The organism is Streptomyces composti (assembly GCF_012034205.1).
Classification (GTDB): domain Bacteria; phylum Actinomycetota; class Actinomycetes; order Streptomycetales; family Streptomycetaceae; genus Streptomyces; species Streptomyces composti.
This window is the reverse complement of the sequence record NZ_JAATEM010000015.1, coordinates 83,798-107,035: the sequence shown is the minus strand read 5'-3', so window position 1 is coordinate 107,035 and position 23,238 is coordinate 83,798. Positions and strand designations below refer to the sequence as shown.

22 protein-coding genes and 1 tRNA gene are annotated in these 23,238 nt (G+C 71.0%); 14 read left to right on the top strand and 9 right to left on the bottom strand.

Annotated elements, in window-relative coordinates; genetic code table 11:
- The first annotated feature begins 3 nt into the window (after positions 1-3).
- From HCJ93_RS14280 to HCJ93_RS14265, 4 genes are read left to right on the top strand one after another with little or no spacing between them, the layout of a single operon-like run.
- Complete coding sequence (locus tag HCJ93_RS14280; protein ID WP_206317402.1) at positions 4-165, top strand: hypothetical protein; 162 nt, start codon at positions 4-6, stop codon at positions 163-165.
- A complete protein-coding gene (locus HCJ93_RS14275; protein WP_167995035.1) occupies positions 162-800 on the top strand; it encodes an aminodeoxychorismate/anthranilate synthase component II in 639 nt (212 codons plus the stop codon). The genes HCJ93_RS14280 and HCJ93_RS14275 overlap by 4 nt, the downstream gene beginning before the upstream one ends.
- On the top strand, positions 797-2,068 hold the full coding sequence (locus tag HCJ93_RS14270; protein WP_167995033.1) for a class E sortase: 1,272 nt from the start codon (positions 797-799) through the stop codon (positions 2,066-2,068). Before HCJ93_RS14275 ends, HCJ93_RS14270 begins: the two co-directional genes overlap by 4 nt.
- Positions 2,069-2,081: 13 nt before the next feature.
- On the top strand, positions 2,082-2,837 hold the full coding sequence (locus HCJ93_RS14265; protein WP_309141403.1) for a class E sortase: 756 nt from the start codon (positions 2,082-2,084) through the stop codon (positions 2,835-2,837).
- 155 nt (positions 2,838-2,992) lie between these two features.
- Here HCJ93_RS14265 and pknB read toward each other — a convergent pair whose 3' ends face one another.
- From pknB to HCJ93_RS14235, 6 genes are all read right to left on the bottom strand, one after another.
- The gene (pknB, locus tag HCJ93_RS14260) at positions 2,993-5,002 is read right to left on the bottom strand and encodes a Stk1 family PASTA domain-containing Ser/Thr kinase (RefSeq protein WP_167995030.1); all 2,010 of its coding nucleotides are present in this window, start codon (positions 5,000-5,002) and stop codon (positions 2,993-2,995) included.
- Between the two features lie 169 nt (positions 5,003-5,171).
- Positions 5,172-6,650 carry a peptidoglycan D,D-transpeptidase FtsI family protein gene (locus HCJ93_RS14255; RefSeq protein WP_167995028.1) on the bottom strand — a complete coding sequence of 493 codons (1,479 nt, stop codon included), beginning with the start codon at positions 6,648-6,650 and terminating at the stop codon, positions 5,172-5,174.
- Positions 6,647-8,083 (bottom strand): FtsW/RodA/SpoVE family cell cycle protein, encoded by a 1,437-nt coding sequence (locus tag HCJ93_RS14250; RefSeq protein WP_167995026.1) that lies wholly within the window; start codon positions 8,081-8,083, stop codon positions 6,647-6,649. Before HCJ93_RS14250 ends, HCJ93_RS14255 begins: the two co-directional genes overlap by 4 nt.
- 27 nt (positions 8,084-8,110) lie before the next feature.
- Positions 8,111-9,649 (bottom strand): Stp1/IreP family PP2C-type Ser/Thr phosphatase, encoded by a 1,539-nt coding sequence (locus HCJ93_RS14245; protein ID WP_167995024.1) that lies wholly within the window; start codon positions 9,647-9,649, stop codon positions 8,111-8,113.
- 132 nt (positions 9,650-9,781) lie between these two features.
- The gene (locus HCJ93_RS14240) at positions 9,782-10,288 is read right to left on the bottom strand and encodes an FHA domain-containing protein FhaB/FipA (protein ID WP_167995022.1); all 507 of its coding nucleotides are present in this window, start codon (positions 10,286-10,288) and stop codon (positions 9,782-9,784) included.
- 10 nt (positions 10,289-10,298) lie between these two features.
- Complete coding sequence (locus HCJ93_RS14235; RefSeq protein WP_167995020.1) at positions 10,299-11,150, bottom strand: FHA domain-containing protein; 852 nt, start codon at positions 11,148-11,150, stop codon at positions 10,299-10,301.
- 677 nt (positions 11,151-11,827) lie between these two features.
- On the opposite strand from HCJ93_RS14235, the gene HCJ93_RS14230 reads away from it, so the two are divergent.
- Together HCJ93_RS14230 and HCJ93_RS30170 are read left to right on the top strand one after the other, a co-directional pair.
- Positions 11,828-11,914, top strand: a tRNA-Leu gene (locus HCJ93_RS14230).
- Positions 11,915-12,312: 398 nt separating this feature from the next.
- On the top strand, positions 12,313-12,690 hold the full coding sequence (locus tag HCJ93_RS30170; RefSeq protein WP_373563579.1) for a hypothetical protein: 378 nt from the start codon (positions 12,313-12,315) through the stop codon (positions 12,688-12,690).
- Here the strand turns inward: HCJ93_RS30170 and HCJ93_RS14220 are convergent.
- Positions 12,678-13,856 (bottom strand): FAD-dependent monooxygenase, encoded by a 1,179-nt coding sequence (locus tag HCJ93_RS14220; RefSeq protein ID WP_167995018.1) that lies wholly within the window; start codon positions 13,854-13,856, stop codon positions 12,678-12,680. The genes HCJ93_RS30170 and HCJ93_RS14220 overlap by 13 nt on opposite strands.
- A gap of 84 nt (positions 13,857-13,940) precedes the next feature.
- Between HCJ93_RS14220 and HCJ93_RS14215 the strand changes: the two genes are divergently transcribed.
- Complete coding sequence (locus HCJ93_RS14215; RefSeq protein WP_167995016.1) at positions 13,941-14,498, top strand: TetR/AcrR family transcriptional regulator; 558 nt, start codon at positions 13,941-13,943, stop codon at positions 14,496-14,498.
- A 122-nt stretch (positions 14,499-14,620) separates the two neighbouring features.
- Here HCJ93_RS14215 and HCJ93_RS14210 read toward each other — a convergent pair whose 3' ends face one another.
- The gene (locus HCJ93_RS14210) at positions 14,621-15,637 is read right to left on the bottom strand and encodes a quinone oxidoreductase family protein (RefSeq protein WP_167995014.1); all 1,017 of its coding nucleotides are present in this window, start codon (positions 15,635-15,637) and stop codon (positions 14,621-14,623) included.
- Positions 15,634-16,284, bottom strand: a complete 651-nt coding sequence (locus tag HCJ93_RS14205; protein ID WP_167995012.1) for an MBL fold metallo-hydrolase — start codon at positions 16,282-16,284, stop codon at positions 15,634-15,636. Before HCJ93_RS14205 ends, HCJ93_RS14210 begins: the two co-directional genes overlap by 4 nt.
- Before the next feature lie 181 nt (positions 16,285-16,465).
- Here HCJ93_RS14205 and HCJ93_RS14200 point away from each other — a divergent pair, with 181 nt between their 5' ends.
- From HCJ93_RS14200 to HCJ93_RS14170, 7 genes are all read left to right on the top strand, one after another.
- Positions 16,466-17,392, top strand: coding sequence for an NADP-dependent oxidoreductase (locus HCJ93_RS14200; RefSeq protein ID WP_206317401.1), 927 nt, complete (start codon positions 16,466-16,468; stop codon positions 17,390-17,392).
- A 350-nt stretch (positions 17,393-17,742) separates the two neighbouring features.
- Positions 17,743-18,753 (top strand): ScbA/BarX family gamma-butyrolactone biosynthesis protein, encoded by a 1,011-nt coding sequence (locus HCJ93_RS14195; protein ID WP_167995010.1) that lies wholly within the window; start codon positions 17,743-17,745, stop codon positions 18,751-18,753.
- Positions 18,754-18,758: 5 nt separating this feature from the next.
- Positions 18,759-19,793 (top strand): ketoacyl-ACP synthase III family protein, encoded by a 1,035-nt coding sequence (locus HCJ93_RS14190; RefSeq protein WP_206317400.1) that lies wholly within the window; start codon positions 18,759-18,761, stop codon positions 19,791-19,793.
- 126 nt (positions 19,794-19,919) lie between these two features.
- Positions 19,920-20,159, top strand: a complete 240-nt coding sequence (locus tag HCJ93_RS14185; protein WP_167995008.1) for a phosphopantetheine-binding protein — start codon at positions 19,920-19,922, stop codon at positions 20,157-20,159.
- The gene (locus tag HCJ93_RS14180; protein WP_167995006.1) at positions 20,159-21,412 is read left to right on the top strand and encodes a beta-ketoacyl-[acyl-carrier-protein] synthase family protein; all 1,254 of its coding nucleotides are present in this window, start codon (positions 20,159-20,161) and stop codon (positions 21,410-21,412) included. The genes HCJ93_RS14185 and HCJ93_RS14180 overlap by 1 nt, the downstream gene beginning before the upstream one ends.
- A complete protein-coding gene (fabG, locus tag HCJ93_RS14175; RefSeq protein WP_167995004.1) occupies positions 21,409-22,167 on the top strand; it encodes a 3-oxoacyl-ACP reductase FabG in 759 nt (252 codons plus the stop codon). Before HCJ93_RS14180 ends, fabG begins: the two co-directional genes overlap by 4 nt.
- A gap of 53 nt (positions 22,168-22,220) precedes the next feature.
- A complete protein-coding gene (locus HCJ93_RS14170) occupies positions 22,221-23,207 on the top strand; it encodes a 3-oxoacyl-ACP synthase III family protein (protein WP_167995002.1) in 987 nt (328 codons plus the stop codon).
- Positions 23,208-23,238: the final 31 nt, after the last annotated feature.

The following is a 23,238-nucleotide window of genomic DNA, read 5'->3' as shown; positions in this document are numbered from 1 at the left end:
GGCATGTACAGCTGGATCTGGCGGCATCTGCCGGGCAATGGATGGGTCAAGGCCCTCATTTCGCTCGTGCTGATCATCGCCGTGGTCTACATCCTGTTCCAGTACGTCTTCCCCTGGGCCGAGCCACTGCTGCCCTTCAACGATGTGACGGTGGACAACCAGTGAGCGCGCGGATTCTCGTCGTCGACAACTACGACAGCTTCGTCTTCAACCTGGTCCAGTACCTCTATCAGCTGGGCGCCGAGTGCGAGGTGCTGCGCAACGACGAGGTGTCCACCGCGCATGCCCAGGACGGCTTCGACGGTGTGCTGCTCTCCCCGGGGCCCGGCACCCCCGAGGAGGCCGGTGTGTGCGTGGAGATGGTCCGGCACTGCGCGTCCACGGGCGTACCCGTCTTCGGCGTGTGTCTGGGGATGCAGTCCATGCAGGTGGCCTACGGCGGCGTGGTGGACCGCGCGCCGGAGCTGCTGCACGGCAAGACGTCACCCGTGGAGCACGAGGGCAAGGGCGTCTTCGCGGGCCTGCCGTCGCCGTTCACGGCGACCCGCTACCACTCGCTGGCCGCCGAACCGGCCACGGTGCCGGCCGAACTGGAGGTGACGGCCCGTACCCCGGACGGCATCGTGATGGGGCTGAGGCACCGTGAACTGCCGGTGGAAGGGGTGCAGTTCCACCCCGAGTCGGTGCTGACCGAGCACGGGCACCGGATGCTGGCCAACTGGCTGGTGGAGTGCGGGGACAAGGACGCGGTGGCGAGATCTGCGGGGCTCGCCCCGGTGGTGGGCAGGGCCACGGCGTGACGGCGCTGCGCCCCGAGCGCGAGTCCGGCGCCGACGCGTATGGCGGTGCCGGCGGCCAGGGCAGCGCGTACGGCGGATGGCCGTACCAGGGCCCGGGCGCGGTCGGGGAGTGGTACGGCCAGGAGCCATACGCACCGCAGCAGGACGGGGAGTCCTGGGGCACCCAAGCCTCCGCCGGAGGGCCCGGCCAGCCCGCGTACCCACCGGGCCGGTCCGACTACGAGTCGGCGCAGGCCGGCTACGAGTCGGCGCAGGCGGGCTACGAGTCGGCGCAGGCGGGCTACGGATCAGGGCAGGCCGGATACGGCTCGCACCCGGACGTCCACCAGTCGCAGCAGGACGCCTACGAGCCGCTGCTGGACGACGAGACGGTCGCGCTGCGGGTGCCCGAGCCGCCGACCGGGCCGAGGCGGACGGACGGCTCGTCCTCCCCGTCGTCCGAGCACGAGGGGCGCGCGGCCCGCAGGAAGGCCGCCAAGCGCCGTCGCGGGCGCCGCGGCGGCTCGCACAAGGGTGGTGAGGCCGCCGCGGCTTCGACGGAGCCCGAGGCTCCGTTGTCCCGGACGGAGGCACGCCGGCGGGCCAAGGCGCGCAAGCCCAGCCCGGCGGTGATGCTCAGCCGCGCCATCGGCGAGGTGTTCATCACCACCGGTGTGCTGATGCTGCTGTTCGTCACCTACCAGCTGTGGTGGACCAATGTGCGGGCGCAGGCGCAGGCCGGCAAGGAGGCCAGCAACCTGCAGAACGAGTGGGCGAGCGGCAAGCGCAACCCGGGGGCGTTCGAGCCCGGCCAGGGCTTCGCGCTGCTGCACATACCGCGGCTGGACGTGGTCGTGCCGATCGCGGAGGGCATCAGCAGCAAGCGGGTGCTGGACCGGGGCATGGTCGGCCACTACGCCGAGGGCGCGCTGAAGACGGCGATGCCGGACGCCAAGACCGGCAACTTCGGTCTGGCCGGCCACCGCAACACGCACGGCGAGCCGTTCCGGTACATCAACCGGCTGGAGCCGGGTGACCCGATCGTCGTGGAGACGCAGGACACCTTCTACGTCTACAAGATGGCGTCGATGCTGCCGGTGACCTCGCCGAGCAATGTGAGCGTCCTCGACCCCATTCCGAAGGGGTCGGGTTTCACCAAGCCCGGCCGCTACATCACACTGACCACCTGCACACCGGAGTTCACCAGCAAGTACCGGTTGATCGTCTGGGGCAAGATGGTCGAGGAACGGCCGCGCAGCAAGGGCAAGCCGGATGCGCTCGTCAACTAAGGGCAGAGGGAACGTGGCAGCGACCACCGACGACACCGAAGAGCACATCGGCACGCGCGGACACGCCCCGCGCAGGGCACCCCGCCGTATGGGGCCGGTCGCGACGGCGATCAGCTTCTTCGGGGAGCTGCTGATCACCGCGGGCGTGCTGCTCGGCCTGTTCGTCGTCTACTCGCTGTGGTGGACGAACGTGCTGGCCGACCGGGAGGCGGGCAAGCAGGCCGACAAGGTCCGCGACCAGTGGGCCCAGCAGTCCGACAGCGGCGGCCCGGTGTCCTACGACAGCAAGGACGGCATCGGCTTCCTGCACGTGCCCACCATGAGCGGGGAGGAGATCCTCGTCGAGAAGGGGACCACGATGAAGGTCCTCAACGACGGTGTGGCCGGCTACTACACGGACCCGGTGAAGGCGACGCTGCCCACCTCCGGCAAGAAGGGCAACTTCTCGCTGGCCGCGCACCGGGACGGTCACGGGGCCAAGTTCCACAACATCCACAAGATCCGGAACGGCGACCCGATCGTCTTCGAGACGAAGGACACGTGGTACGTCTACAAGGTCTTCAACATCCTCCCGGAGACCTCGAAGTTCAACGTCGACGTCCTCGCCAAGGTCCCCAAGGGCTCCGGCAAGACCAAGGCCGGCCACTACATCACGCTGACCACCTGCACCCCCGTCTACACCAGCAAGTACCGCTACGTGGTCTGGGGCGAACTCGTCCGCACCGAGAAGGTGGACGACAAGCGGACACCGCCGGAGGAACTGCAGTAGGCCGCTGCGACGCTCTGGGACGGGCTGCGGCCGAACGCACCGCGGCCGAGGAACACGCAGCAGGAACGGCAAAGGCGAGTGGCCCCGGTCCCCTCCTCGAGGAGGGGACCGGGGCCACTCGCCGTACGCTGCCGCGGTGGGCCTGGCCGCCGGGGTCAGTCCTGCTCGTCGCCGGTGGCCCCGCCGAAGATGCCGCCCGGACCGCCGGGGCCGCCGTTGCCGCCCTGGTCGGTGGTGAACAGGCTCACCGCCGTGCCCTTCTGGACCTGGGTTCCCTGGGGCGGGTTGGAGCCGAAGACGCGGGAGTTGGGGTCCTGCGAGCCGGCGACGTTGCCGACGGCCAGACCCGCGTCCTGCAGCATCTTCTGGGCGTCCTTGAGGGTCTGCCCGTTGACGTTCGGGACGGCGACCTGTTCGTTCTGCTGCTTGGCCTTGCCCACGACGATCTGCACCGCGGAGTTCTTGTCGACCGAGGAACCGGCCTCCGGCGTGGTGCGGATCACCTTGCCGACCTGGTTCGGGTCGTCGGTCTCCTCTTCGACGCAGTTGCCCACGAGGTCGTTGTCCGAGATCTGGGCCTTCGCCTCGTCACAGGTCTTGCCGATGACGTCCGGGACCGTGGACTTCGCCTCGGCCTTGGCGATGGTCAGCGTGATCGTGGAGCCCTTCTCGACCTCGGTGCCCGTGGTCGGGTCCTGCTCCAGGACGGTGCCGGCCTTCTCCGGAGACTCCCGGGTCTCCGTCTTGACCTCGAAGGCGTACTTGTCGGCCTCCAGCTTCTCCGTCGCCTCGTCGATGTCCAGGCCGACCACGCTGGGCACGGTCACCTTCGGCGCGCCCGTCGACACGGTGAGGTTGACGACGGAGTCCTTCTTGACCTTGGACCCGGCCTTCGGGTCCTGGTCGCAGATCTTGCCCTTGCTCTGCTGCTCACACGGCTTGGAGGTGAACTCCAGCTTCAGATTGCCGTTCTCCGCCAGCCGCTCGGCGGTCGACTTCGTCTCCCCGACGAAGTTCGGCACACTGACCGTGTCGTTGTTCACCCCGCCGCCGCTGAACAGCGAACGGCCGAGCAGGATCGCCCCGATGAGGACCAGGACGCCGGCCGCGACCAGCAATATCGTCGAGGTGTTGGACTTCTTCTGGTTCTGGCGCCGACGGTCGGGCCGCTCGTCGTAGCCGTAGCCGCCGTCGTCCGGGTTCATGGGCGGCAGCATCGACGTCGGCGCCCCGGTGCCGGAGTCCGAGCGCAGCGCCGTGGTCGGCTGGTCGCTGTTGTAGCCGCCGTAGCCGACGGCGCCCAGCGCGGCGGTGGCCGCGACCGGCTGGCCGTCGAGGCAGGCCTCGATGTCGGCGCGCATCTCGTCGGCCGACTGGTAGCGGTAGTCGGGGTCCTTGACCAGCGCCTTCAGCACGATCGCGTCCATCTCGGGCGTGATCTCGGGGTCGAAGACGCTGGGTGCCTGCGGCTCCTCACGCACGTGCTGGTAGGCCACCGCGACCGGGGAGTCGCCGACGAACGGCGGCCGGACGGTGAGCAGCTCGTACAGCAGGCAGCCCGTGGAGTACAGGTCGCTGCGCGCGTCGACCTGCTCGCCCTTGGCCTGCTCCGGGGAGAGGTACTGGGCGGTGCCGATCACGGCGGCGGTCTGGGTCATGGTCATGCCGGAGTCGCCCATGGCGCGGGCGATGCCGAAGTCCATCACCTTGACCTGGCCGTTGCGCGTCAGCATGACGTTGGCCGGCTTGATGTCGCGGTGGACGATGCCGTTGCGGTGGGCGTACTCCAGGCCCTGGAGGATGCCGATGGTCATCTCCATGGCCCGCTCGGGCAGCAGCTTGCGGCCGCTGTGCAGAAGCTCACGCAGGGTCGAGCCGTCCACGTACTCCATGACGATGTACGGGATGGACACCCCGTCGATGTAGTCCTCGCCCGTGTCGTAGACCGCGACGATCGCGGGATGGTTGAGCGAGGCGGCCGACTGGGCCTCCCGGCGGAACCGGGCCTGGAAGGACGGGTCGCGTGCGAGGTCCGCGCGCAGCGTCTTCACCGCCACGGTGCGGCCGAGGCGGGTGTCATGCGCGAGGTAGACCTCCGCCATGCCGCCGCGACCGAGCACCTGGCCCAGTTCGTACCGGCCGCCGAGGCGACGCGGCTCTTCCATAGCTACCTACCAGCCCTCTCCGTCGGTCCCTGGTGGCACACCCGTGCCACCGGAGGCTGCCGTCCGGGCCTACCGTACCCGGCTCGCTTTGTGTGACCTGGCCAAGTGCGTCACCCGATACAGGACCGGTACCGCAACGTGCATCGATGTGAAGCGGACGTGACCGGAGTCACTGCTTGCCCTTGATGACCGCCTCCATCACGTCCCTGGCGATCGGCGCGGCCAGGCCGCCACCGGAGATGTCGTCACGCACGGCGTCCTCGTCCTCGATCACGACGGCGACCGCCACGGGGGACTCGCCGTCCGAGGTCTTGGCGTAGGAGATGAACCAGGCGTACGGGTTCTTGCTGTTGTTCTCACCGTGCTGGGCGGTACCGGTCTTGCCGCCGACGGTGAAGCCGGGGATCTGCGCGTTGCGGCCGGTGCCGTCCTTGACGACCGTCTCCATCATCGACTGGAGCTTCTGCGCGTTGTCCGCGGACAGCGGACGGCTGTACTCCTCGGGGTCGGTCTTCTCAACCGGGTCGAGGTCCGGAGCCTGCAGTTCGTCGACCATGTACGGCTTCATCAGCACGCCGTCGTTGGCGACCGCGGAGGCGACCATGGCCATCTGCAGCGGGGTCGCGGCGGTGTTGAACTGGCCGATGGAGGACAGCGCGGTCTGCGACTTGTTCATGTCGTCCGAGAACACCGAGGCGGTGGCGCGGACCGGGGTGAACTGCTCCTCGGTGAAGCCGAACTTCTTGGCCATCTCGAGCATCTTGTCGTTGCCGAGATCGGCACCGATCTTGCCGAAGACCGTGTTGCAGGACACCTTGAGCGCGTCGCGCAGCGAGGCGTTCTTGCAGGGGATGTTGCCCTCGTTCTTCAGCTCGGTCGTGGTGCCCGGCATGACCCACGGCAGCGGCGTGTCGGTCGGCTCCTCCGGGTCGGTGTAGAGGCCGTTCTCCAGCGCCGCGGCGGCGGTGACGACCTTGAACGTGGAGCCGGGCGGGTAGACCTCGCGCAGCGCCCGGTTCAGCATCGGGTCGTCCGGGTTGTTCTTCTTCTGCAGCTTCTCCCAGGCCTTGGTGTCCGTCGAGGTCGAATTCCCGGCGAACGACGAAGGGTCGTAGGAGGGGTACGAGGCGAGCGCGAGGATCTTCCCGGTGGACGGTTCGATCGCCACGACCGAGCCCTTGCCCCCCTGCTTCTTCAGCCCGTTGTACGCGGCCTTCTGCGCGGCGGAGCTGAGGGTCGTGACGACGTTGCCGCCCTCCTTCTTCTTGCCGGTGAGCATGTCGAGCGTGTTCCGGAAGAACAGCCGGTCGTCGTTGCCGGTGAGGATGCCGTCCTCGATGCTCTCCAGCTGTGTGGCGCCGAAGGCCTGGGACGCGTAGCCCGTGACGGGGGCCCACATGGGGCCGTCCTTGTAGGTGCGCTTGTACTCGAAATCGCTGCCCGACGTCTGCTTGGAACCAGTGATCGGCTTGCCGTCGACGATGATGTTGCCGCGCGGCTGCGCGTAACGCTCGATGGCCACACGCCGGTTCTTCGGGTTCTCCCGCAGCGCGTCCGCCTGCACGTACTGCAGCCAGTTGTCGCGGATGAGCAGGGCCAGGACGAGGAGACCGCAGAAGATCGCGATGCGTCGCAGGGGCTTGTTCACGGGCGGACCACCTGGGTCATCTCGGCGTCGGGGTTGGAAGCGGGGGCGGGCGCCGGGCGGCGGGCGGTGTCACTGATCCGGAGCAGGATGCCGATCAGTGCCCAGTTGGCGATCACGGAGGAGCCACCGGCGGCGAGGAACGGCATCGTCATACCGGTCAGCGGAATGAGGCCCATCACACCTCCTGCGACCACGAAGACCTGCAGGGCGAAGGCGCCGGACAGGCCGACGGCGAACAGCTTGCCGAACGGGTCCCGTGCAGCCAGCGCGGTGCGGACCCCTCGTTCGATGATCAGCGCGTAGATCAGCAGGATGGCCATGACGCCGGCCAGACCGAGCTCCTCGCCGAACGTGGAGAAGATGAAGTCCGAGTTGGCTGCGAAGCCGATGAGGTCGGAGTTGCCCTGGCCGAGGCCGGTGCCCACGACGCCACCGGAACCGAAGGACATGATCGACTGACCGATCTGCTCACAGGCACCCGAGGTGTCGTAGCAGCCGAACGGGTCCAGCCAGGCGTTCACTCGGGCCTGCACGTGACTGGCGAACGAGGCCACGCCCACCGCGCCCGCGGCGGACATCAGCAGACCGATGACGATCCAGCTCGTCCGCTCCGTGGCGACGTACAGCATGATCACGAACATGCCGAAGAACAGCAGGGACGTACCGAGGTCGTTCTCGAAGATGAGGATGAGCAGACTGACCGCCCAGATGGTGATGATGGGGCCGAGGTCGCGCCCGCGGGGCAGGTACAGCCCCATGAACCGGCGGCTGGCCAGCGCCAGCGCGTCCCGCTTCACCATCAGGTAGCCGGAGAAGAAGATCGCGATGATGATCTTGGCGAACTCGCCGGGCTGGATGGAGAAGCCGGCGATGTTGATCCAGATCTTCGCGCCGAACACATCCGCGCCGATGCCCGGCACGAGCGGCAGCAGCAGCAGAACCAGCGCGCCGACCATGGAGATGTAGGTGTAGCGCTGGAGGATGCGGTGGTCCTTGAGGAAGACGAGCACGGCCACGAACAGGGCCAGGCCCACGGCGGAGTACATCAGCTGATTCGGCGCTGACGGGGTGAAGGTCCCGTACCGGATCTTGGCGAGCTGCTGCAGTCGCTCCGACTGGTCGAGCCGCCAGATCACCACGAGTCCCAGCCCGTTGAGCAACGTGGCGAGCGGCAGCAGCAGCGGGTCGGCGTACGCCGCGAACCTCCGGAGCACCACATGCCCCACGCCGGACAGCAGGCCCAGCCCCAGTCCGTAGGCCAGCAGGCCGGACGGAACGGAGCCGTCAATGGCCAGTCCGACGTTGGCGTAGGCGAAGACCGGGATGACGACGGCGAAGACCAGCAGGGCCAGCTCGGTGTTGCGGCGGCTCGGGGCGCCGATCGCGCCGATCGTGGACGTGTGCTGGGTCGACGGGTTGGAAGTACTGCTCATCGTGTGACAGGGCCTCTCACGGCTTGCCTACTGCTTACCGCACAGCGAGACGACCTTCTGCTCTTCCTCCGAGAGGTTGGGGCCGGGGCTGGGAGTGGGTGCGGTCGTGGACGGGGGCGTGGACTTCTGCGGAGCCTTCGCCGAACCGGAGGGGTCCGGCGTCGGCGAGGCTTTGGACGCGAAGGAGGCGGGAGTGGTTCCCGTGGTCCCTCCGGCCTCGCCCTCACCGGTCTTCGCGTTGTTCTCGCTCTCGGCGGCGCGCCGTTCGGCCTGCTTCTTGCACGCGGAGGCCTGCACGGACAGTTCCTCGATCTTCGCCTGGGCGCCCTTCAGGTCGCCCTCGGCGATCGTCGCCTCCACCAGTTTCTGCTGGTAGGGCGGCAGGTACTTGAGTTCGATCTCCGGGTGGTCCTTGACCACCTCGGACAGCGACACCCAGGCCAGATCCTGGCTGATGCCCCGGTACAGGGCGACGTGCTCGCCGTTGACGCCGACGTAGTACTGCGTCTGCGTCCACCGCCAGCCGCCGTAGGCCCCGCCGCCGAGGACGGCGAGCGCCAGCAGCCCGTACAGGGACCGTTTGAGCCACCTGCGCTTCCTGGGCTTGACGAAGTCCTCGTCGGTGTAGCCGAAGCCGTCGGCGGGGACGAAGCCCGTGACGTCGCCGCTGCCGGGCGGGCCGAACTCGCCCCCGCCACCCTGGCCGCGGTGGCGGCCGAGGCCGGCGGCGCGGCCGGCCGGGGTCTGCATGATCCCGTCGGCGTGCAGCTGGTGCTGGTTCTCGGCGACGGCGCCCACCACGACCGGGGTGTCGGACAGCTGCCCGGCCAGTGTGTCCCCGGTGTCCAGGTCGAGGACGTCGGCGACGATCACCGTGATGTTGTCGGGCCCGCCGCCGCGCAACGCCAGCTCGATCAGGTTCTGCACGGTCTCCTGCGGGCCCTGGTAGCTGGCCAGGGTGTCTTCCAGGGTCTGGTGGGAGACCACGCTGGACAGGCCGTCGGAGCAGATCAGGTACCGGTCGCCGGCCCTGACCTCGCGGATGGACAGGTCGGGCTCGACGTGCTCGCCGCTGCCGAGGGCCCGCATGAGCAGCGACCGCTGCGGGTGCGTGGTCGCCTCCTCCTCGGTGATGCGGCCCTCGTCGACCAGCCGCTGCACCCAGGTGTGGTCCTGGGTGATCTGGGTCAGGACGCCGTCGCGCAGCAGATAGGCGCGGGAGTCGCCGACGTGCACCATGCCGAGCCGCTGCCCGGTCCACAGCAGGGCGGTGAGCGTGGTGCCCATGCCCTCCAGCTGCGGGTCCTCCTCGACCATCATGCGCAGCTGGTCGTTGGCCCGCTGGACGGCGGTGCCCAGCGAGGTGAGCAGGTCGGAGCCGGGGACGTCGTCGTCGAGGGAGACGATGGTGGAGATGGCCTCCGAGGAGGCGACCTCACCGGCCGCCGCGCCACCCATGCCGTCGGCGATCGCGAGCAGCCGGGGACCGGCGTAACCGGAGTCCTCGTTGCCCTCCCGGATCATGCCCTTGTGTGATCCGGCGGCGAAACGCAGGGAGAGACTCATGCGCACCTCGCCTGTCGGCTCCGGGTACACCCGGTCGTGTCGAGCCACACTGCCCACCCTCCGGTCGGGAGCGCGCCGGGGCCCGGGGTGGGGCCCGCCACTGCGTGCTCGCTCCGCTCGCTCATTCTCGTACTACTTCCGCAGCTCGATGACGGTCTTGCCGATGCGGATCGGCGCGCCCAGCGGAATCGGTGTGGGGGTCGTCAGCCGGGTCCGGTCCAGATAGGTGCCGTTCGTGGAGCCCAGGTCCTCGACGATCCACTGGCCGTCGCGGTCCGGGTAGATCCTGGCATGGCGGCTGGAGGCGTAGTCGTCGTCCAGCACGATGGTGCTGTCGTGGGCGCGGCCCAGGGTGATGGTCTGGCCCTGGAGCGCCACGGTGGTGCCGGTCAGGGTGCCCTCGGTCACGACCAGCTTGGTGGGGGCGTTCCGGCCGCGGCGGCCGCCGCCGGACTGCTGGCGCTGCTGCGGCGGCGCCTGCCGCGCCGCCTGCTGGGCACGGCCGTCCCGGCGCGCGCCGCGCTGGGTGACCCGCGTACCGAACAGGTCGCTCCGGATGACCTGCACGGCCACGATCACGAACAGCCACAGTACGGCCAGGAATCCCAGCCGCATGACCGTGAGGGTCAGCTCTGACATTGCCCCCGCTTCACCCTTCGGCTTGCCTATAGATAACGGTGGTGCTGCCCACGACGATCCGCGAGCCGTCGCGGAGCGTAGCGCGGGTGGTGTGCTGTCCGTCCACCACGATCCCGTTGGTGGAGCCGAGATCCGTGATCGTCGAGGGCATACCGGTACGGATCTCGCAGTGCCGGCGGCTCACGCCGGGGTCGTCGATCCGCACGTCGGCGTCGGTGCTGCGGCCCAGCACGAGGGACGCGCGGGAGATCTGGTGGCGGGTGCCGTTGATCTCGATCCAGTAGCGGGTGCGCCCGGTGGGCGGCGCGGCGGGGGGCCGTCCGGGGGCCGCGGGCTGCGGGTAGCCGTAGCCGCCGGGCCGGGCGCCGGGGGGCGGCGAGGGCGGCATGGGCGGAGCTCCCAGGGGGGCGCCGGGGGCGGCAGCTCCTGCGGCGGGCGGGTAGCCGTAGCCGCCGGGGGCGCCGGCGCCCGGGGCGGTCTGGCTGGTGGAGGCGGCGAGCGTGCGGCTGCGCACCCGGTACAGGCCGGTGTCGAGGTCGTCCGCCTTCTCCAGGTGCACCTTGATGGGGCCCATGAAGGTGTAGCGCTGCTGCTTGGCGTAGTCCCGGACCATGCCGGCGAGCTCGTCGCCCAGCTGGCCCGAGTAGGGGCTGAGCCGCTCGTAGTCGGGGGTGCTCAGCTCGACGATGAAGTCATTGGGGACGACGGTGCGGTCGCGGTTCCAGATGGTCGCGTTGTTGTCGCACTCGCGCTGAAGCGCTCCTGCGATCTCCACGGGCTGAACCTCGGACTTGAACACCTTGGCGAAGGTGCCGTTGACCAGACCTTCGAGACGCTGCTCGAACTTCTTCAGGACTCCCATGGGGCACCTCCTCCGTCGCTGCCGTCCTGTCTACTGCCCCCGTGTGCGCGCCGTGCACCGCTTTGTGCACCGCTCACCCGGTACTGCTTGGTACTGCTTACTGATCGTATCCACGCGTCGGCCGATCGGCTGGTTCCCCCTGTCCGCCCGGGCCGACCGGTGGAGATGCCTGACGAAGTTCCCTGCCGGGCTCTCCTTCGAACTCCTGCGGGCCGTGCTTCGCGGGCGTCGTCCTGCCATGGATCGTAGAGGTGGACGCAAACCAGTGTCCCGCACCCGGCGGAGGACTTGGCCCGCTCCTGGGGAGACCCGCGGTACCGGTACGAGGTTGATACGTGAAACGGCTCATGCCGGGACATGAGGGCGGGGCGGCTGGGGTGGCCAAGGCCGAGGGGCGGCCCGTGGGGGCTTCCGGCGGCTCCTGGTGCCCCGGTGATCGTGACGGCGGTGGGCCGGGGTGCACAGCGGCGGGCAGGGGGCGCGGCGCGGCGGCGGGCGGCGGGCCGGGGTGCACCCGGGGGAAGGGCCCGGGCCCGTGGGCGGCGACGCTGCTCAGAGGCGGGGGACGCGGGGGCCGGAGGAAAGGGATGTGAATCCACCCCGGCCAGCGTGCTAATGTTCTGGGTGTCGGAAGGCGCCGACCGCACAGGACGGAGCCCGAAGGCACACACCCAGATGCGCGGGTGGCGGAATAGGCAGACGCGCTGGATTCAGGTTCCAGTGCCCGCAAGGGCGTGGGGGTTCAACTCCCCCCTCGCGCACCAGGGAGCACCGACGAAAGTGCTCCAGCTGCACCGATGGAATGGGCGGCATCGCGATGGCGATGCCGCCCATTGCTGTTTCTGTGATGTCTGTCTCTGGGCACGGTGAAGCGGACCGTCGGTGGCTGAGGGCCGGCGACGGTCCGCTTCGGTGCGTGGATCTTGCTCGAGTGGCTCTCGGGGGTGTGCTCTCTGTGAGGAACGTCTCAGTGCTGGGTGATGGCCCTGGGGGCACGTGGCCTGGGGCCTGGTCCTGCGGCGGCGGTGGTCCGTCGGCCGGGACACGAGCGGACGCATCATGATCGACTCGGCGCGGAGCGGCTGCTCGGCAGTCCGCACCCGAGACTGCGCCGGCGGGCTCCGGTAGCACCCACCCGTTCGACGACCCGGACGGCACCTTCCTGGTCCCGGTCAACGGCGGGGGCCGGCACTGCCTGTGGCCGTCCATCGCCGGCGTGCCCGGCGGCCGGCTGGTCGTCCTGGAAGCGACGGGTCGTCAGTCCGGGCTCGCGTACGTCGGCGGACACAGTTCGCCTGTCCGCCGCTGTGGTACGCCAGCGGCATCGCGCCGGTCGACTTCATGGGCGCGATCCGGGCCGACGACGGTACGCCGGCCGGTATGTCCCCCCCTCCATGTTCCTGACCGTGCGTGTGGTCTTGGTGCCCGCCGCGGTCTTCCTGCCGGGCGCGGCACGGCGCGCCACGTCGTGACGACAGGGGCGGCTCGCTGTGGATCTGTCCGGTTCTGGCAGCCGTCACCGTTCTCTCACTGCGGGTGAGGTGGCCTGTTCTCCAGGCTCGGCGGGATCCAGGCGGCGTGCCGCAGGACGGCCCGGACGGTCACGCCGGCCGGGGCCAGCCGCAGGACGGTGTTGCGCAGAGCCACCGCCAGCGGGTGGGTCGGTCGCTGCCCCATCCGGCCGGCCCGGCGCGCTGCCCGGGCCACGGACTGGCTGCGTGGGCGGCGTTCGCGGTCGTAGCGGGTCAGCGCTGACGCGACCGTGGGCTCGGTGGCGAGCGCGGCGGCCAGCGTGGCCGCGTCCTCCAGGGCCTGGCAGGCGCCCTGGCCGAGATGCGGGGTCATGGCGTGCGCCGCGTCACCGAGCAGTGCGATCCGGCCCGCGGTGAAGGCGGGCAGGGGCGTCGCCAGTTCCCGGATGTCGTGGTGCAGGACGGCGTCCGGCCGGGTCGCGTCCAGCAACGCGGGGATCGGGTCGTGCCAGTCGCCGAAGCGGCGCCGCATCGCGGCGAGGGCGTCCGGATGCCGTATGCCGGGCGGCGAGTTGAGCACCGCGTGCCATTCGGCCCGGCCGTCGGTGAAGGCGATGTGACCGAACTCGGCACCTTGGCCCCAGGTCAGTTCGAAGTCGGTGTGCAACGGCACGGGGTGCTCGGTGATGGCGCGCAGGACCGTCGATCCGCTGTGGACGGGACCGGGGTGGCCGGGGAACACCTGGCCGCGCAGCCGGCTGTCCACGCCGTCGGCGGCCACGACCAGATCCGCGTCCAGGACGGTGTCCGTGAGAGGCACCCGCACCCGGCCCGGGTCCGAGCAGTCGACGGACAGCACCTCGGTCCCGACGACCAGGCACTCGGGAGGCAGTGCCGCACGCAGCAGGCGGTGCAGAACAGCCCGGGGGATGCCGGTGATCGGGGTGCCCAGCTCGCGCTCCAGCACGGTCCCGTCCATCCGGGCCAGCCAGCCGCCACCGGGGGTGCGGGTGCCCCCGGTGTACTGGGGACGGGCAGCCGCGCGCACCGCGTCGCCGACGCCGAGGACGTCCAGCGCGCGGATGCCGTTGGCGTGCAGCGAGATGCCCGCGCCCACGTCGGCCAGGACCCGGGCACGCTCGACGACCGTCACGTCCCAGCCGATGCGGCGCAGGCCGATCGCCGCAGCCAGGCCCCCGATGCCACCCCCGACCACCACCGCGCTGCCGCCCATGCCCGGCCCCTCTCGTCGTCGGCCGCCTCTTCTACAGATGTAGAAGAAAGATATCCCCGGCCTCTACAGGTGTAGAAATGAGGGGTGCCCGACGACCGACGTACCGTCCTTGCCGACACGGCCATCGCCGTGCTCGCCGAGACCGGAATGCGAGGACTGACCCACCGCGCGGTGGACAGAGCTGCGGGCCTGCCGCCCGGCACCACCTCCGCCTACTACCGCACCCGCCAGGCACTTCTCACCGCACTGGTCCGGCGCCTGGTCGCCCTCGATCAGGCGGAACTCGAGGAGATCGGGCGCCGGACACAGGTACCGCGGGACGCCGACGAACTGGTGGCCGGGATCGCCGCCTTCGTGGAACTGCGGCTCACGGGAGAGGGACGACAGCGCTCACTCGCGCGCTACACGTGCGCCGTCGAGAGCGTCCGTCACCCCGAACTGCGGGAGATCCTCGCCCCACGGGAGAACGCCGGTCGGCGGATCGTGCACGACTTCCTGGCCGCGCGGGGCCTCGCGGATGCCGGGACCCGTACCGTCACCCTGCTCACGTGCATCGACGGGCTGGTCTTCGACCGCCTGGTGAACGGCGGAAGCGTGTCCGACGCGGAGATACGGCAACTGGTGGCGACCGCGCTGCGCTGAGGCACCGCAGGGGCCCGAAGCGCGTGTCCATGATCGCCATGCGGCGTCAGGCAGCTCGGTCACGCGCCACACCGCGGGCCCTGCCGCATCGTCTGTCTGACGGGCGGGGCCCTTCGGCGGGGTCAGGCGCGGACGTCGAGTACGTACTTGCCGGTGGAGGCGCGGGTCTCCAGGAGTTCGTGGGCGTGGGCGACGTCCTTGAGCGGCAGGCGCCGGACGTCCACCCGGACCGTGCCGTCGGCGACCTTCGACAGTGCCTGTTCCAGATGGGCTCGGAGGAGGTGCGGGGCGCGACCGGCGACGCCGCCGAGGTTGTAGCCGGCCAGTGACGTGCTGGTGTACCAGGGGTGGTTGCCCTCGAAGGTGACGTCCTCGGCGGCTGCGTTGCCGAAGATGACGTGCCGGCCGAAGGGGGCCAGCAGGGCGGTCACGGAGGAGCGGAAGGCGCCGCCGACCGAGTCCAGGACGAGGTCGACGCCGGCGCCGCCGGTCCGCTCGGCCACCTCGCGCTCGAGGTCCTCGTAGGTGACCACGCTGTCGTAGCCGAAGCCGCGGGCGTACTCGGCCTTGGCGGGGCTGCTGGTGACGCCGATGACGGTGGCCGCGCCCAGGGTCCGCGCCAGCTGAGCGGCTGCCGTGCCGACGCCGCCCGCAGCCGCGAGGACGACCACGCTCTCGCCCTCGGCGAGCCGGCCGGCGGAGGTGAGCACCCCGATCGCGGTGGTGACGTTGCACAGGGCGCCGGCCGCGAGGGCGCTGTCCAGGGCGGCGAGCGGGCCGTCCAGGCGGACGGCGTGCTCCGCGCTCGCGGCGACCACCTCGGCGTTACCGCCGCCGCCCAGGGTGAGCGCGGCCACGCGGTCGCCGGTGCGGAAGCCGGTGACGCCGTCGCCGGTCGCACGGACGGTGCCGACCGCCTCCAGGCCGGGGAAGTGCGGCAGTTCGACGGGGAACTGGCCGCGCCGGAACATCACTTCGGCGAAGTTGACGCCGGCGTGGGTGACGTCGAGCGTGATCTGCCCGGGGCCCGGCTCGGGCGCCGGGACGTCGGCGACGGTGAGGACGGACGGGCCGCCGAAGGACTCGAACTGCACGGCGCGCATGAGGTTCCCCCTGAGGGTCTGCTGGGTGTGGGTCATCGGATGTCTGAGATGCCGGTCCGGCCGAGGGTGCTTCCGGGCCCGTGCCCGGTGAGCAGCCGCGTGGTGTCCGGGAAGGCCGTGGCGATCCTGCGCAGCGAGGAGTCCAGACCCGAGGGGCTGGCTCCGGGCGCGTCGGCCCGGCCCCTGCCGCTCGCGAGCAGGGTGTCGCCGGTGGCCAGCAGCGGGGCGTCGTCGTCCCCGAAGCGGAACATGACGGACCCGCCGGTGTGGCCGGGCGTGTGCAGCACGGTCACCGGCATGGCCGCGAAGACCAGTTCGCCGCCGTCCGGCGGGAGTTCGGTGACCTGCTCCGGCTCCTGGTCCGGATGGCCGACGAGCAGCTCGCGCGGGAAGGTGTCCGGCAGGCCCTTGGCGGGGGCGCCGAACTGGTACCGGTCGGCGGGGTGGATCCACGCGGGCACGCCGTAGCGCCGGGCCAGCGGCACGGCGTCCCAGGTGTGGTCCATGTGGCCGTGCGTGATCAGGAGGGCCTCGGGTTCGAGCCGGTAGGTCCGTACGGCCTCGGTGACGGCATCGACGGCGTCGTGTCCGGGGTCGATGATCAGGCACGGGGAACCGCGTCCTGGGGCGACGATGTGCACGTTCGTGCCGAACTTGCCGGTGGCTGCGGTCAGTACGAGCATGCCGCGACTCTGACGTAGCCTTCGGTGTTATGTCAATCAGCGTTGATGTGACAGAACACTGCTTCATCGCTGACCTATAGTACGTGTACGAGTACGAGGGTGAGCGGCACGGAGCCGGGCGGCACTTCGGTGTTGTGCCCGGTGAGTCGCCGGACAGGTCGAGTCGTCAGGGGGAGCGTGGATGAAGGCCGTTGCCATCCGTGGCTACGGAGGACCGGAGGTCCTGGAGCTGATGGATCTGCCGGAGCCACGGCTCGGGCCGGACGTGGTGCTGGTGAGGGTGCGGTACGCCGGGGTCAACCCGGCCGACTGGAAGATCCGCGAGGGCTACATCGACGACTGGTTCCCGGCGCACTTCCCCATGGTCATGGGCTGCGACCTGTCCGGGGTGGTCGAGCGGACCGGACTCGGCGTGACCGAGTTCGCACCGGGGGACGAGGTGGTCGGGTACGTCCGTGCCGACCACATGCAGCGCGGCACCTACGGCGAGCTGGTGGCCGCCCCGGTGCGCACCCTGGCGCGCAAGCCGCGGGCGCTCGACTGGCGCCAGTCCGCCGGCCTGCCGGCCGCCGGGCTCACCGCCTACCAGGCGCTGCGCCGGCATCTGCGCGTGGGCTCTGGCGATGTGCTGCTGGTGCACGCGGCGGCGGGCGGGGTCGGCTCGCTCGCGGTGCAGATCGGCCGGGCTCTCGGCGCCCGGGTCATCGGCACGGCGAGCGAGCGCAACCACGACTTCCTGCGCTCGCTGGGCGCGGAGCCTGTGACCTACGGTCCGGGGCTGGCCGACCGGGTCCGGGCCCTGGCCCCGCAGGGCGTGGACGCGGTGTTCGACCTGATGGGCGGTGACACCCTGGCCGGCTCGCCCGCACTGCTGCGGCCCGGCGGCCGGCTCGCCTCCATCTCCGGTGACGTCGTCGAACTGGGCGGGCGGTACGTCTTCGTACGCCCCGATCCGGTCGACCTGGCCGCTCTGGTGGATCTCGCCGACCAGGGCCGGCTGCGGGTGCACGTCAGCGCCGAGTTCCCGCTCGCGGACGCGGCTCGGGCGCACGAGCTGGTGGCGACCGGGCATGTGCGCGGCAAGGTCGTGCTGGCGGTCGCGCCGTAGACAACGACGAAGTCCTCGAGACGCGCTCGCGTACGCGGCCCGTCGCCGGAAGGCGGCGGGCCTTTGTCATGCCGTCGTGCCGTCGCGCCGCAGGTGCGCGGTCCTCGCCGCACCGTTCTTCAGTGAGTCTTGAGCGGCCGTTGAGCCGCCCGCGGGCCGTCGTCCAGCCGTCCGCGGCGCATCCCTCGGACGGGCTCGGGAGTTTCTCCGGCGAACCGGGTGGTGGTCTCGGGCGGTCCCCCGGCGAACCAGCGGGCGCTCTCAGGCGGGCTCTCAGAGGCGGCTGCGAGGCTCAATGCATGCCCCACGCAGGGCCGCCGAAACCGACCCCACGCACGAATGGACTGGGCATGACCCTTGCTGAGCAGGAGCGGCCGGTCGGCACCGCCGACGCCCCCGAACTCGCCTACCAGCGTTCGATGGACCGTGTGCTGGTGCACCGCCGCGCCGTCATGGAGGTCTTCGTCACGGACGCCGCGCGGCTGGGCGAGGACAGGTTCGTCGTGGCCGTCCAGGCGCCCCGCGCGCACAGCTACTACAACGACCACACACAGCGTCCGTCACTGATCGATCCGCTGTTCCTTCTGGAGGCGGCCCGGCAGGCGGTCACCGTCGTCGCGCACCAGTGGCTGGGCGTCTCCTACGACACGTCCTTCCTGATCAGCGACTGGACCACCGAGTTCACCCATGTCCCGGCGCTGCGCACCCGCGGCGACGCGCCGGACGAGCTGGTGGTCGAGATCGGCACCCGGGACCTGAAGCGGCGCGGCAGCCGGCTGCTGGCCGCCACCCTGGACTGCGCGTTCGTCGTCGGCGGGCAGCGGGCCGGCACCAGTGTGATCGTCGCGGGGTATCTCAGCCGGGACGGTTACGGCGCCCACCGGGCCAAGACCCGGGGCAGCGAGCCGCCGTTGTCCTCCGAGCGGCCGGCCGGCCGGGCCGGCACCCCCGTGCCGCCCGCCCTCGTGGGCCGGGAGAGAACGGAGAACGTGGTGCTGGTGGACGTGGAGCGTCCGGGCGGGCCGGTTGCGCTGCGCGCCGTCCTGGACGTGCCGGTACGGCACCCGGCGATGTACGACCACCCACTGGACCATGTGCCCGCGATGGCGCTGATGGAGGCCGCCCGGCAGGCCGCGGTGCTGGCCGCGGGGGAACCGGCCGAGGAACGGTACGCGTATGCGTTCGGCGCCACCTTCACCCGGTTCGTGGAGCTGGACAGTCCGGTCACCGTCACCGTCTCACCCGCCGGCGGCGAGCGCTGCACGGTCGACTTCGAGCAGGACGGCGCTTCCGTCTGCACGGCCGAGGTCGGGGTGACCCGGCTTCCGGCGCCGCCCGCCCACGCCCCGGACGGGGGGTGACGCAGATGCTGCTCCAGTCGCCGCTCGGGCTGGTCGCCGCCGCCTGGTACCCGAAGCAACGGCAGACGGTGGAGGAGGCGCTGGCCGCCGGTGACATCGACGCCCGCACCGCCCGGGAGCTCGGCTACACGTCCCTGCCGGTGAGCGAGGACACGGCGCCGCCGGACATGGCGGTCGAGGCCGCGAGCCGGGTGCTGGAGCTGTCCGGTGCCCAGCCTGCCGACCTGTCGATGCTGCTGCACGCCAGCGTCCACCACCAGGGGCACGACGCCTGGTCCGCCCCGCACTACGTCGCGCGGAGGCTGGGCGCCCACCGGGCGGTGCCGGTCGGTCTGCTGCAGCAGTGCAACGGCGGTGCCGTCGGCATCGAGCTGGCGGTGAGCCGGCTGCAGGGCGATCCGGCAGCTGGACCGGTGCTGGTGACCACCGCCGACAGGTTCCTGATGCCGAGCTGGCACCGCTGGCTCAGCGACTACGGCATGGCGGCCGGCGACGCGGCCACGGCCGTCCTCGTGCACCGCCTCGCCGAGGAGGCAGGAGGGCCGGATCTGCTGCTGCACGCGCTGGCGACCAGGTCCGCGCCGGAGCTGGAGGTGATGCACCGGGGCGACGACGAGCTGAACGCGACCCCCATGGGGCACAGCCCGATGATCGACGTGCGGCGCACCAAGCGCGCCTTCATCAGGACCTACGGCGTGGACTTCTTCCTGAAGACCGCCGCCGACCGCATCCGTGCCGTGGTGGAGGAGTGCCTGGCCGGCGCCGGGCTCGCCGCGGACGACCGGCGGCTGCGGTACGCGGTCATCCCGCGCCTGGGCAGCAAGGCCATGGCGGAGGCGTATCTGCCGCCGCTGACGGAGGTCACCGGCGCCGAGGTGCTGGACCTCGGCCGTGCCACCGGGCATGTGGGTGCCGGCGACCTCAACGCCTCGCTCGCCGACCTGGCCCGTACCGACCTGCTGGAGCCCGGCCAGTACGCGCTGGTGCTGAACGGGGGCGGCGGGTTCACCTTCACGGCGGTGGCGGTCGCCAGACCCTGAGCGGCAGCGCCGCCGGCCGCCGCGCTTCTCCCACCGAGCACCCATGGGTACGCACGGCGCCCCGTTCTGCCCTTCTGTCAGATGTTGTCACCCAGTTTCAACCGATCGATTGCTAGGAGTTCACACATGTCCGCTCAGCAGGACCGTCTCTTCTCCCTCGTCGCCGACAAGCTCGGGGTGGACCCGGAACAGCTGACCCCCACCGCCACGTTCGACGCCCTCGATCTCGACTCGCTGCTGCTGATCGAGCTCAGCGTCATCGTGGAGAAGGAGTTCGGCGTCCAGCTCGACGAGACCGCGCTGTCCCCCGACAACACCCTGGGCGACGTGCTCGCCCGGATCGACGCCAAGGCCAAGGTGGCCTGATGGGGAGCACCGCGACCGGACGCCGGCGCACCGAACGCTTCGACGTCGCCGTCAGCGGAGTGGGCCTGGTCACCCCGGCCGGCGTGGGTGTGCGGGCCAATGTGGAGCGGGTCTGGGCGGGTGAGCCGACCGCGGCCGCCGACCCGGACCTTCAGGGTCTGCCCGTCGACTTCGCCTGCCGGGTGCCGGACTTCGACGCCGGAGCGCTGCTCGGGCGGCGCACGGCGGTGCGCATGGATCCGGTCAGCCACTTCGGTGTGGTGGCGGCCCGGCAGGCCGTCGAGGACGCCGGGCTCGACCCGGCGTCCTGGGACGGGGCCCGGGTCGGCGTGGTCGTCGGCACCTCGCTGGGCGGCTGGTCCACGGTGGAGCGGGAGCACGGCAAACACCTCGCCGACGGGGCGAAGTTCGTCTCTCCGCTGCTGATGGTGATGGGTCCGGTCAACATGACGGCCGGGTACATCGCCATGGATCTCAAGGCCCTCGGCCCCAACCAGGTGGTCTCCACCGCCTGCGCCTCCGGGAACACCGCGATCGGGTACGCGCGTGCCCTGCTGGAGTCCGGGGCCTGCGACATCGTGCTGGCCGGCGGCGCGGAGGCGGCCATGTCGCCCACCGCGATGGCCAGCCTGGCCAAGGCCGGTGCGCTCTCCACGCGCAGCGACGACCCGGCGGCCGCGTCCCGCCCGTTCGACGCCGACCGGGACGGGTTCGTGGCGGGCGAGGGCGCGGCCATGCTGGTACTGGAGCGGATGGAAGACGCACGGGCGCGCGGCGCCCGCGTGCGGGCCCGGGTCTCCGGGTTCGGTGCGTCGGCCGACGGCCATCATGCCTCGGCTCCCGACCCGACGGGCGGCGGCGCCGAGCGGGCCGTCCGGGCCGCGCTCGCCGACGCCCTGGTCGCCCCCGGCGAGATCGACCACGTCAACGCGCACGGCACCTCCACACCGCTCAACGACATCACCGAGTCCGGTGTCATCCGCCGGGTCCTCGGGGAGCGGCCCGCCGTGACCTCCACCAAGGGCGTGGTCGGTCATCTGCTGGGCGCGGCCGGCGCGGCCGAGGCGGTGTACACCGTGCTCGCCGTCGAGCAGCAACTCGTTCCGCCGACCGCCAACCTGGACGGCCTGGACCCGGGTATCGAGGTCGACGTGGTGGCCAAGGAGGCCCGCCCGATGCAGATCAACGCCGCAGTGAACAACTCCTTCGGCTTCGGTGGCCAGAACGCGGTGATCGTGGTGACCCCGGCATGACGGACAGCACACGATCCGCCAGCACTGCGGCATCGTCCGCTGCTGCCCCGCCCGGCCGTTCCGTCCTGGTCACCGGCGGCAACCGCGGCATCGGGCTCGCCGTCGCCAGGTCGCTCGCCGCCCGTGGCGACCGGGTGGCGGTGACCCACCGCACCGGTGAGCCCCCGGCCGGGCTGTTCGGTGTGCGCTGCGACGTGCGGGACGAGGTGCAGGTGGAGCGCGCCTTCAAGGAGGCCGCGGCGGCCCACGGCGAGGTGGAGGTGCTGGTCGCCAACGCCGGGATCACCCGGGACGGGCTGCTGCCGGCCCTCGGCGACGACGCGGTCGACGAGGTGCTCGACACCAACCTCCGGGCGGTGCTGCGGGTCGCCCGGCACGCCTCACGAGCCATGATCGGCCGGCGCTGGGGGCGGATGGTGCTGATCTCCTCGGCCGTCGCGCTCACCGGCTCCCCCGGCCAGACCGCCTATACCGCGGCCAAGGCGGGCCTGGTCGGCCTGGCCCGCTCCCTGGCCTGGGAGCTGGGCGGCCGGGGGATCACCGTCAACGTCGTCGCCCCCGGCCTGGTGGAGACGGACATGCTGCGGCAGGTGCGCCCGGCCCGTATGGAGCAGTACCTGGCGATGACGCCGCTGCGCCGTGCCGGCACCCCCGACGAGGTGGCCGAGGCGGTGCGCTTCCTCACCAGCGAACAGGCCGCATTCATCACCGGCGCCGTGCTGCCGGTCAGCGGTGGACTCGGCATGGGTCACTGACGCCCCGTACCGCAGCCAGCCACCACCACGCGCGAGCACAGGAAAGGTAAGCCATGCCAGTCGGTGTCCTGTCGATCGGTTGCCACACTCCGGACACGGTGATCGACAACCAGCAGATCAGTGCCTGGACGGGTATGCCCGAGTCCTGGGTGACCGAACGCACCGGGGTCCTCCAGCGGCGCTACGCCACGCCGGGCACCACCACCTCCGACCTCGCGGTGCCCGCTGCCGGCGAGGCACTCGACGCGCTCGGACCCGAGGTGCGCGGGCGGCTCGGGGCGCTCATCGTGGCCACCAGCACCCCGGATGTGCCGCAGCCGTCGACGGCCGCGATCCTCCAGCACAAACTGGGGCTGTCCACCCTGCCCGCCTTCGACATCAACGCGGTGTGCAGCGGATTCCTCTACGGCCTGGCGGTGGCCGAAGGGCTGCTGAGCGCGGGACGGCACGGCGAGCACGTTCTGCTCGTCGGGGCGGACATGTTCTCCACGATCATGGACCGTTCGGACCGGCGCACGGTCAGCCTTTTCGGTGACGGAGCGGGAGCCGTCGTTCTCGGCAAGGTGCCCGAGGGCTACGGGCTGCAGTCGCTGAACCTGGTCACGGACGGGGAGTTCCACCACTACGTCGGCGTGGAGGCCGGCGGCACGCGGACCCCGCTGGACGCGGAAGCCCGCGCGGCCGGCAAGCAGTACTTCCGCATGGACGGCCGGGCGGTACGCGACTACGCCCTGGCCGTCATGGACAAGCTGACCGCCCAGACGCTGGACGACACCGGACTCGCCCTGGAGGACATAGACCGGTTCGTCTTCCATCAGGCCAACACCCGGCTGCTGGAGACCTTCGTCTCGGACGCGGGCATCGACCCGGCCCGCGTCGCCTACACCGCGCCGCGCCTGGGCAACACCGTCGCCGCGTCCGTTCCCCTCACCCTGCACGCCACCCATCGGGAACGGCCGCTGCGCCGAGGGGACCGGGTGCTGCTGGCATCGGTGGGCGGCGGCATGACCGCGGGCGCGGCACTGCTGGTCTGGTACTGACGCCCGCCACCGGACCGTACACACACATCAC

What these genes read in the sequence shown, in the direction of transcription:
- HCJ93_RS14190 (WP_206317400.1), top strand. Translation starts at nt 18,759, where the DNA reads ATGCTGCTCCAGTCGCCGCTCGGGCTGGTCGCCGCCGCCTGGTACCCG.
- HCJ93_RS14210 (WP_167995014.1), bottom strand. Translation starts at nt 15,637, where the DNA reads ATGACCCACACCCAGCAGACCCTCAGGGGGAACCTCATGCGCGCCGTG.
- HCJ93_RS14280 (WP_206317402.1), top strand. Translation starts at nt 4, where the DNA reads ATGTACAGCTGGATCTGGCGGCATCTGCCGGGCAATGGATGGGTCAAG.
- HCJ93_RS14245 (WP_167995024.1), bottom strand. Translation starts at nt 9,649, where the DNA reads ATGAGTCTCTCCCTGCGTTTCGCCGCCGGATCACACAAGGGCATGATC.
- HCJ93_RS14240 (WP_167995022.1), bottom strand. Translation starts at nt 10,288, where the DNA reads ATGTCAGAGCTGACCCTCACGGTCATGCGGCTGGGATTCCTGGCCGTA.
- HCJ93_RS14205 (WP_167995012.1), bottom strand. Translation starts at nt 16,284, where the DNA reads ATGCTCGTACTGACCGCAGCCACCGGCAAGTTCGGCACGAACGTGCAC.
- HCJ93_RS14195 (WP_167995010.1), top strand. Translation starts at nt 17,743, where the DNA reads ATGACCCTTGCTGAGCAGGAGCGGCCGGTCGGCACCGCCGACGCCCCC.
- HCJ93_RS14235 (WP_167995020.1), bottom strand. Translation starts at nt 11,150, where the DNA reads ATGGGAGTCCTGAAGAAGTTCGAGCAGCGTCTCGAAGGTCTGGTCAAC.
- HCJ93_RS14170 (WP_167995002.1), top strand. Translation starts at nt 22,221, where the DNA reads ATGCCAGTCGGTGTCCTGTCGATCGGTTGCCACACTCCGGACACGGTG.
- HCJ93_RS14185 (WP_167995008.1), top strand. Translation starts at nt 19,920, where the DNA reads ATGTCCGCTCAGCAGGACCGTCTCTTCTCCCTCGTCGCCGACAAGCTC.
- fabG (WP_167995004.1), top strand. Translation starts at nt 21,409, where the DNA reads ATGACGGACAGCACACGATCCGCCAGCACTGCGGCATCGTCCGCTGCT.
- pknB (WP_167995030.1), bottom strand. Translation starts at nt 5,002, where the DNA reads ATGGAAGAGCCGCGTCGCCTCGGCGGCCGGTACGAACTGGGCCAGGTG.
- HCJ93_RS14180 (WP_167995006.1), top strand. Translation starts at nt 20,159, where the DNA reads ATGGGGAGCACCGCGACCGGACGCCGGCGCACCGAACGCTTCGACGTC.
- HCJ93_RS14200 (WP_206317401.1), top strand. Translation starts at nt 16,466, where the DNA reads ATGAAGGCCGTTGCCATCCGTGGCTACGGAGGACCGGAGGTCCTGGAG.
- HCJ93_RS14220 (WP_167995018.1), bottom strand. Translation starts at nt 13,856, where the DNA reads ATGGGCGGCAGCGCGGTGGTGGTCGGGGGTGGCATCGGGGGCCTGGCT.
- HCJ93_RS14250 (WP_167995026.1), bottom strand. Translation starts at nt 8,083, where the DNA reads ATGAGCAGTACTTCCAACCCGTCGACCCAGCACACGTCCACGATCGGC.